This is a genomic window from Polynucleobacter sp., from assembly GCF_040400325.1.
In the GTDB taxonomy this organism is placed as follows: Bacteria; Pseudomonadota; Gammaproteobacteria; order Burkholderiales; family Burkholderiaceae; genus Polynucleobacter.
On the sequence record NZ_JBBAQK010000005.1, the window covers coordinates 110913 to 119875 of the forward strand.

Genomic DNA, 8963 nt, shown 5'->3' on the forward strand with positions numbered 1-8963 from the left:
TATTCCCCTGAATTTAGAGATAAGACCATGATGAAACAAAGAACCATTGCTACTCCGGTGAAGACCGTAGGCATTGGTTTGCACTCTGGTCGTAAGGTTACGATCTCGATTAAGCCTGCACCAATAAATTCAGGGGTTCAATTTGTTCGTATGGATACTCCAGAGCCATCGGTGATTCCTGCTACCGCACTGGCAGTATGTGACACCCGTTTAGCTTCAGTAATACAAAAAGATGGCGTCCGAGTTTCTACTGTTGAACATTTATTGTCAGCCTGTGCTGGTTTGGGTTTGGATAATCTTTTGATTGAATTAGATGGCGAAGAAGTGCCGATCATGGACGGCAGTGCTGCCTCCTTTTTATTTTTAATTGAATCTGCTGGCATCGTAGAGCAAGATGCTCCAAGACAGTTTATGGTGATTAAGAAGCTTGTTGAGGTGCGCGAAGGAGATAAGCTTGCTCGTCTAGAGCCATTCTTTGGGTTTAAATTAGATTTCACAATCGACTTTAAACATCCCGCTTTAGATAAAACTGGACAGCGTTTCATTGTTGATTTTGCTGAGCACGCTTATCGCAGTGAAATTGGTCGCGCTCGTACCTTTGGCTTTGCTCATGAAGTAGAGGCATTACGTGAAATGGGCTTAGCACGCGGCGGTAGCTTAGATAATGCAATTGTTTTGGACGAGCATCGTATTTTGAATAATGAAGAACTTCGTTATGAAGATGAATTTGTTCGTCATAAAATTCTCGATGCGATTGGTGATTTGTATTTAGTGGGGCATCCTATTGTTGGTGCTTATGTTGCCGAAAAATCAGGCCATGCTCTAAATAATGCATTGTTACGTAAGTTGCTAGAAGATCCGAGCTCCTACGAAATCAGCACCTTCTCTATTCATAAGGCACCAGAGGCCTACTCTCAAGAGAGTCAACCACTCTTTTTCTGAGAATTTCTTCCGAATTACTTGGGTTTGTTTTGCAGCAATTTTTCAACTGCCTTGCGAAGGCTTGAGTCTGGAGCTAATTTTTCGAGCAGGCCCTGCCAAGAGGAACGAGCAACTTCATTTAACCCAGTGGGTTTACGTGGTGCCCGAGCATCTGCCCTAGCCTTGATATCCCAGTTGGGAGGGTTCGGCTTTACTTGCACCCTAATCGCCCCGCAAACCAAGCCATTTTTTGCTAACTCATTGATTAAACTGGGTAAAACTTGTTGCAAACGAGTAGCAATGCTAGCATTACTCACCACTAAATACAGTTCTTTTTGGTCTCCTTGGCGCCAACCAAGCTCGATTTTTTGACTAAATTGCCCTAAATCAAGTGCGGATAAGGAGCGACCTAATATGGATTTTAGTTTGGCTAAGTCTTCGGTCTTAGCCAATATACCCCCCAAACCTTCAGATTCTCTGAGGTAATCAACCCATTCATGGGCAGTTTGACTGCGTTTTGGTTTAGAGGCAAAGTTCATAAAAAGGGGATGCGGGTGATAAACTCAAGGTCTTCATTTTCTTCTATATCCCATGGTAATCGGTCTTCTTAAAACCCTGGTCGGCAGTCGTAACGACCGTCTCTTAAAGCAGTATCGCAAAGTAGTTGCCAAGGTCAACGCTTTTGAGCCTAGCCTTCAAGCTTTGGATGATGCTGCATTGACGGCAAAAACTGAGCAATTTAAAGCACGCCTAGCTGCGGGCGAGTCCCTAGATGACATCACACCAGAGGCATTTGCGGTAGTTCGTGAGGCTAGCGTTCGTGCGATGAAGATGCGTCATTTTGATGCCCAGATTATTGGTGGTTTGGCCTTGCATTACGGCAAGATTGCCGAAATGGGTACTGGTGAAGGAAAAACATTAACAGCGACTCTGCCAGTATATTTAAATGCACTTACTGGTAAGGGCGTGCATGTTGTTACTGTAAATGATTACTTGGCTCAGCGAGACGCAGAGTGGATGTCTAAGTTATATAACTTTTTAGGCATGCAAGTAGGTACCAATCTCTCGCAGATGGAGCACACTACCAAGCAGGCTGCTTATGCTGCTGATATTACTTACGGAACCAATAATGAATTTGGGTTCGATTATTTGCGCGATAACATGGTGCAAGATGTAGGGCAGCGTGTTCAGCGTGGTTTAGCTTATGCAATCGTTGACGAGGTCGATTCAATTTTGATTGATGAGGCGCGTACACCATTAATTATTTCTGGCCAAGCGGATGATCAAACGGATCTATACCTCAAGATTAATGTACTTCCATCTTATCTAGAGCTTCAAATTGGCGAAGAAAAATCAGATGGTACTGGCGTTGAGAAGCCAGGTGATTATTGGGTAGATGAAAAGTCTCAGCAGGTTTATTTGACTGAGCAAGGTCACGATAAGGCTGAGACTATATTGGTGCAATTGGGGGCCCTCAATGATGGCAACTCTTTGTATGCGCCACAAAACATTACTTTGATGCACCATGTTTATGCCGCCTTGCGTGCCCATTCTTTATTCCACCGTGATCAACATTATGTGGTGCAAAACAATGAGGTGATTATTGTTGATGAATTTACCGGTCGTCTAATGCAAGGACGTCGTTGGTCTGATGGTTTACATCAAGCAGTAGAGGCTAAAGAAGGTGTAGCGATTCAGAATGAAAATCAAACCTTAGCAACCATCACCTTCCAAAATTATTTCCGTATGTACGGCAAGTTGGCTGGTATGACTGGTACAGCCGATACTGAGGCATATGAATTTAAAGAAATCTATAACCTTGAGACGGTGATCATTCCTCCAAACAGAATTAGTCAGCGTAAGGATCGTCAAGATCAGATTTATAAGTCTTCGCGCGAACGCTATGACGCAGTGGTTAAGGACATCGAAGACTGCTATGAGCGTGGCCAGCCAGTATTAGTAGGTACAACTTCGATTGAAAATTCTGAGTTGATTGCTAATTTACTAAATCAGAAAAAGATGCCGCATCAAGTTTTGAATGCAAAACAGCATGCACGTGAAGCAGAAATTATTGCGCAAGCAGGTCGCCCTAAGATGATCACGATTGCGACCAATATGGCTGGTCGCGGAACGGACATCGTACTTGGCGGTAATGTTGCTAAGCAATCCACGCTGCTTGAGTTAGATGCATCACTATCAGATACTGCGAAGGCGACTAAGATTAAAGGCCTTCAAGATGAATGGCAAAGTATTCATGATCAGGTTTTAGAGGCTGGCGGATTGCACATTATTGGTACTGAGCGACACGAAAGTCGTCGTATTGATAATCAATTGCGGGGCCGTTCTGGTCGTCAAGGAGATCCAGGATCATCTCGTTTTTATCTTTCATTAGATGATCCCCTCTTACGTATTTTTGCTGGTGATCGCCTTCGTTCCGTGATGGAACGCTTGAAGATGCCTGATGGAGAGCCAATTGAAGCCGGTATGGTGACTCGTTCGATTGAGTCCGCACAGCGTAAGGTTGAGGGCCGTAACTTTGATATCCGTAAACAATTATTGGAGTATGACAACGTAGCTAATGATCAACGCAAAGAAACCTATCGCCTCAGAAATGAAGTGCTAGAAAGCAGTGATGTTGGTGAGTTAGTTACTAATTTATGTGATGATGTGCTCCGCTCAGTATGCTCGGTTTATGTTCCCCAGGAATCGATGGAAGAGCAGTGGGACTTGCCTGGCCTAGAAAATGTCCTCGCTAGTGAGTGGGGTCTGAATTTAGATCTGCAAAAGTGGGTTGAGAGTGCAGAGACGGTAGAGGATTCTGAAATTGTAGAGCGTGTATTACAGGCTGCTAAAGAGGTTTATGACGCTAAGGTCGAGTTATCTGGTCGCGAGTCCTTTGCGGGTTTCGAGCGCTCGGTTCTTTTGTATAGTTTAGATATGCATTGGCGTGAACATTTAGCTGCTTTAGATCGTCTTCGTCAGGGCATTCATTTGCGTGGCTATGCTCAAAAAGATCCTAAACAGGAATATCGCCGTGAAGCCTTTGAGCTATACGGTGAACTCTTGGCAGTCATCAAAAATGATGTTGTGAAAAGTATCATGACCGTGCAAATTCGAAGTGCTAGCGAGTTAGATCAGGCCTCTGAATCGATGAATGAAGATTTAGCTAAGCTTTCTGATGTAAAATATCAACATGCAGAAGCAGAGACTGCTATTGCTAATGTTCCTGACCAGGGTGAGGTTGAGCTCACCCCAGCACCTATTCGTACCGGGCTTAAAGTTGGTCGTAATGACCCTTGCCCCTGCGGCAGCGTTAAGAAATATAAGAATTGCTGTGGTGCATTAGCGTAATAGAGTAATTTCTGAAGCGCATATGGGGGCCTAGCCCCCTTTTTTTGGAATATAGCTAGGCTTTAGGGCTTTCCCTAGTTATGCAGAAAGGATTCTATCGTCGATTATTGAAGCTTATATGCAAAGAATTGCATTTATGAGCAAAAGGAATCGGCATGCAAAAGTCACTGCACATCAACGCAGATAAATGTACTGGGTGTCTTCAGTGTGAAATGGCCTGTAGCTATGAGCACTATGGAGTCTTCAATACCTCAAAATCCCGCATTAAGGTATTTGAATTTCATAAAACAGGTAAAAAAGTTCCCTATACCTGCACTCAATGTGATGAGGCATAGTGTCTTCAGGCATGTCCTGTAGATGCTATTCGAGTCGATTTGATCACTGGCGCTAAGGTTGTTTCTGAAGACACCTGCGTTGGTTGCAAGGTATGCACCATCTCTTGTCCTTTCGGAACAATTAATTACGTTCAAGATACTGGCAAGGTACAAAAGTGTGATTTATGTGGTGGCGATCCAGCATGTGTAACCGCTTGCCCAACTCAGGCAATTACTTATGTTGACGCGGATTGGACTGGTTTAGACAGAATGCGTGGATGGGCCGACAAGCTCGGCAATCAAGATAACGCTAACTAATAAAGTATAGGAAAAATATCATGTCATGGGCTGGAAAACTTCTTCGCGTTAATTTAAGCAAGGGCACTTGCCAATCAGAACCGCTCAATATGCAGTGGGCTAAAGAATATTTAGGATCACGCGGCCTAGCTTCAAAGTATTTTATTGAAGAGGTTGATCCAAAAGTGGATCCACTGTCCTCTGAAAATAAAATTATTTGGGCAACAGGTCCTTTGACGGGAACCATGGCATCGACAGGTGGCCGTTATACCGTTGTTACTAAAGGTCCATTGACTGGGGCAATGGCCTGCTCAAACTCTGGTGGCTATTGGGGTGCTGAACTAAAGATGGCTGGCTGGGATATGGTGATTTTTGAAGGAAAGTCACCTAAGCCTGTGTATTTATATATTGAAAACGATAAAGCAGAATTATTAGATGCCTCAGATTTATGGGGAAGATCTGTTTGGGAAACAGAGCCAACGATCAAGATTAAACATCAAGATCCACAGATCAGAGTTTCGTGTATCGGTCGTGCTGGTGAAAATCAGGTTTTATATGCCGCTATTGTGAATGATTTACATCGTGCAGCTGGCCGTTCTGGTGTTGGTGCAGTGATGGGCAGCAAGAATTTGAAAGCAATTGCAGTAAGAGGTACTAAAGGTGTTGGAAATATCAAAGATCCTAAAGCATTCATGGCCGCAACCACTGCTGGCAAGGCTGTATTGGCTGGTCATGCAGTGACCGGACAAGGTCTTCCGACTTATGGAACACAAGTGCTCATGAATGTAATTAATGAAGTGGGAGCACTTCCCACTCGTAATCATCAGGATGTGCAATTTGAGGGTGCTAAGGATATTTCTGCAGAGGCAATGGTAGCTCCACGTGAATCAGATGGTAAAGCTCATTTAGTAACAAACCAAGCTTGCTTTGCCTGCACGATTGCTTGTGGACGAATCTCAAAAATTGATGATACCCACTTTTCAATTCAAAATAAGCCACAACATATGCACGCATCCGGCGGTCTAGAGTACGAAGCGGCTTGGGCTCTTGGAGCGGCTAATGGCGTGAACGATATAGAGACGCTGCAATATGCTAATCAGTTATGTAATGAGCAAGGTCTAGACCCTATTTCTTTTGGAGCAACCATTGGTGCAGTAATGGAGCTCTATGAAATGGGTGTTCTGACAAAAGATCAGATTGGTATCGAAGCACCTTTCGGTTCAGCAAAGGCTCTTTGTTATTTAGCTGAAATTACTACTGAAGGTATTGGTTTTGGAAAAGAGATAGGCCTTGGTTCGGCTCGCCTAACAAAAAAATATGGTCACCCTGATCTTTCAATGAGTGTTAAGGGTCAAGAGTTTCCAGCGTATGACGGTCGCGTGATTCAAGGTATTGGTTTGGCCTATGCCACGTCGAATCGTGGAGCATGTCATCTGCGTGGTTACACCATTGCCTCAGAAGTGCTCGGTATTCCAGTAAAAACTGAACCTGCTGATACCAATGGCAAACCAGAATTAGTGAAAGCTTTTCAGGATGCAACAGCAGCTTTTGATGCAGCGGGCATTTGCATTTTTACAAGCTTTGCATGGACTTTGGCAGATGTCGCCCCACAATTGCAGGCAGCTTGTGGCGACGAGTTTACTGTTGAAAACTTAACTACTATTGGTGAGCGAATCTGGAATATGGAGCGTGACTTTAATAATCGTGCTGGATTTACCAATAAGGACGATAAATTACCGAAGCGCTTAATGACTGAGGCAGCTAAAACAGGGCCTGGCAAAGGTTCAGTTAGTGGCTTAGATAAGATGCTGCCCGAGTACTACAAGATTCGTGGCTGGGATCCCGAAGGGCGTCCTAGCGCAGAAACTTTGAAGCGCTTAGGTCTTTGAGTCTTCATTGATGAAGCATGTCATTTTGGGCAATGGCCCGGCTGGAGTAATTGCAGCGGAGACAATTCGTAAGCGTTCTCCTCAAGATCAAATTGTGTTGATTGGCTCTGAAGATGAGCCCCCATATTCTCGGATGGCGATTCCTTATTTATTAATGGGCAATATTGAGGAATCCGGTACTTATCTACGGAAGGATCTTGGATACTTTGAAAAATTAAAGATTGAGCAAGTTCGAGCTAAAGCTTCTTCTGTAGATATTAAGAGTAAGAAGATCAACCTTGATGGCCAGTCTATTCCATTTGATAAGTTGTTAATTGCAACGGGCTCTGTTCCTGTTCAGCCCCCAATTCCGGGAATCGATTTACCAGGAGTTCATCCTTGCTGGACATTAGAGGATGCGCGCGCAATCGCTCAGTTAGCAAAACCAGGCTCAAGAGTATTGCAAATGGGTGCCGGTTTTATTGGCTGCATTATCTTGGAGGCACTTGCTAGTAGAGAAGTAGAGCTGACCGTTGTCGAGATGGGTGACCGTATGGTTCCTCGTATGATGACAAACGTTGCAGGTGGCATGATAAAAAAATGGGTTCAAGAAAAAGGTGTTCAGGTCTTTACTGATACTAAGGTTGAGGCAATTACTCAATCTAGATCAGGCTTGACAGTAAAACTCTCTAATGGCAAATCTCTGGAAGTTGATTTGGTGATTTCTGCTACGGGTGTTCGGCCCAATATTAATTTTCTGAAGTCTTCGGGCCTTGATATTCAGACTGGTATTTTGGTGAACGAGAAGATGCAAACATCCCATCCTGATATTTATGCGGCCGGTGATGTCACTGAGAGTATTGATTTTTCGACAGGAGAGCGGATTGTCAATGCTATTCAGCCTAATGCTGCTGAACAAGCCAGAATTGCTGCCATTAGCATGACTGGTGGGGATGCTCAAAGTATTGGAGCTCTACAAATTAACGTTTTAGATACCCTGGGCTTAATTTCTTCTTCTTTTGGTTTATGGGCTGGCGCTAAAGGCGGCGATCATATCGAATTAGTAGATCAAGCAGCTTATAAATATTTACGCCTAGAATTTTTAGAGGATGTTTTAGTGGGTGCTACCTGTATAGGAACAACAGAGCATATCGGAGTGTTGCGTGGCCTCATTCAAGGAAAGATTCCATTGGGTCAGTGGAAAGAGACTTTATTGGGAGATCCAACTAAAGTGATGGATGCTTATTTAGATGCGGGACAAGCACAATCATCCTGGATGAATTAAGCTTTAGGTATGCAAGTTACCTTAAAGCTTTTTGCTAGCTTGACTAGCTATCTCCCTCCGAATAAGAAAAATGGAATTGAAGCTGACATTGAAGTGGCTGAGGGAAGTACGATTGGTGAAATGATCGCCCTTTATAAGATCCCTAGCAAGTCTGCTCATTTGGTGATGGTCAATGGGGTTTACATCAAACCCGAGGAGCGAAATCAGTACGTGCTGAAGGCAAATGATGCTTTAGCCATTTGTCCCCCAGTAGCTGGTGGGTAAGCCCCTATAGCTCCAAGTTAAATGCCTCAATTTACAAGAGAGATGGGCTGCACCCCAGTAGACTTGATACGCTGGTTGCCTGAAGCCTTGGGGGATCTATATCCACACGCTAGCTTGTTGTTAGATGGCGATATTTTTCTGAGTGCACAAAATCCTCAGCTGGAGATGATTGGTTTCAGCAGGCCAATCCGTAAAATTGCCCTCCTGCATATACCCGTTCTAGACTTAACACTGAGTTTTAGTGAAAACTGGACTTCAATAGAATGTGAAAAGGCTTTAAAGCGATTTGATCTCTATACTCGTAGGGGTGGGGGTTAGTTTTAGCCCCTTTTATTTTATTTATTAAGTGTTCTATGCCAGTTAATCTACCTATTCCTCAAAAAACAGACCTCAAGCCTATTTCAGGGTTTGAGATGGGTATTGCTCAAGCTGGTATCAAGAAACCCAATCGTAAAGATTTATTGGTCATGACCTTAGCGCCAGGTTCTCAGGTAGCTGGCGTCTTTACCTTAAACCGTTTTTGTGCTGCCCCCGTTCAGGTCTGCCGTGAGCATCTGGCTCAAAACGGACGTCATGGAGAAATTCGTGCATTGGTAGTCAATACTGGTAACGCTAATGCCGGTACTGGTGAGCAAGGCATGAAGCATGCTTTAGAGACTTGCG

The 8963-nt window shown here is 44.0% G+C and carries 8 protein-coding genes and 1 pseudogene; 8 read left to right on the forward strand and 1 reads right to left on the reverse strand.

Annotated elements, in window-relative coordinates:
• Positions 1–27 precede the first annotated feature (27 nt).
• Complete coding sequence (gene lpxC / locus ABWP14_RS05840) at positions 28–942, forward strand: UDP-3-O-acyl-N-acetylglucosamine deacetylase (protein WP_353202035.1); 915 nt, start codon at positions 28–30, stop codon at positions 940–942.
• Positions 943–956: 14 nt separating this feature from the next.
• On the opposite strand, the gene ABWP14_RS05845 is transcribed toward lpxC, so the two are convergent.
• Complete coding sequence (locus ABWP14_RS05845) at positions 957–1460, reverse strand: hypothetical protein (protein ID WP_353202036.1); 504 nt, start codon at positions 1458–1460, stop codon at positions 957–959.
• A 52-nt stretch (positions 1461–1512) separates the two neighbouring features.
• Between ABWP14_RS05845 and secA the strand changes: the two genes are divergently transcribed.
• The 7 genes and pseudogenes from secA to ABWP14_RS05880 all read left to right on the forward strand — a co-directional run.
• Positions 1513–4272, forward strand: coding sequence for a preprotein translocase subunit SecA (gene secA, locus ABWP14_RS05850; protein WP_353202037.1), 2760 nt, complete (start codon positions 1513–1515; stop codon positions 4270–4272).
• Between the two features lie 155 nt (positions 4273–4427).
• A pseudogene (locus ABWP14_RS05855) lies at positions 4428–4904 on the forward strand (4Fe-4S dicluster domain-containing protein).
• A 20-nt stretch (positions 4905–4924) separates the two neighbouring features.
• Positions 4925–6772 (forward strand): aldehyde ferredoxin oxidoreductase family protein, encoded by a 1848-nt coding sequence (locus ABWP14_RS05860; protein WP_353202038.1) that lies wholly within the window; start codon positions 4925–4927, stop codon positions 6770–6772.
• 10 nt (positions 6773–6782) lie between these two features.
• Positions 6783–8036, forward strand: a complete 1254-nt coding sequence (locus tag ABWP14_RS05865; RefSeq protein WP_353202039.1) for an NAD(P)/FAD-dependent oxidoreductase — start codon at positions 6783–6785, stop codon at positions 8034–8036.
• Between the two features lie 9 nt (positions 8037–8045).
• Complete coding sequence (locus tag ABWP14_RS05870; protein WP_353202040.1) at positions 8046–8300, forward strand: MoaD/ThiS family protein; 255 nt, start codon at positions 8046–8048, stop codon at positions 8298–8300.
• A 21-nt stretch (positions 8301–8321) separates the two neighbouring features.
• Positions 8322–8618, forward strand: coding sequence for a hypothetical protein (locus ABWP14_RS05875; protein ID WP_353202041.1), 297 nt, complete (start codon positions 8322–8324; stop codon positions 8616–8618).
• Positions 8619–8653: 35 nt separating this feature from the next.
• On the forward strand, positions 8654–8963 hold a 310-nt coding region (locus tag ABWP14_RS05880), incomplete at its 3' end, for a bifunctional ornithine acetyltransferase/N-acetylglutamate synthase (RefSeq protein WP_353202042.1).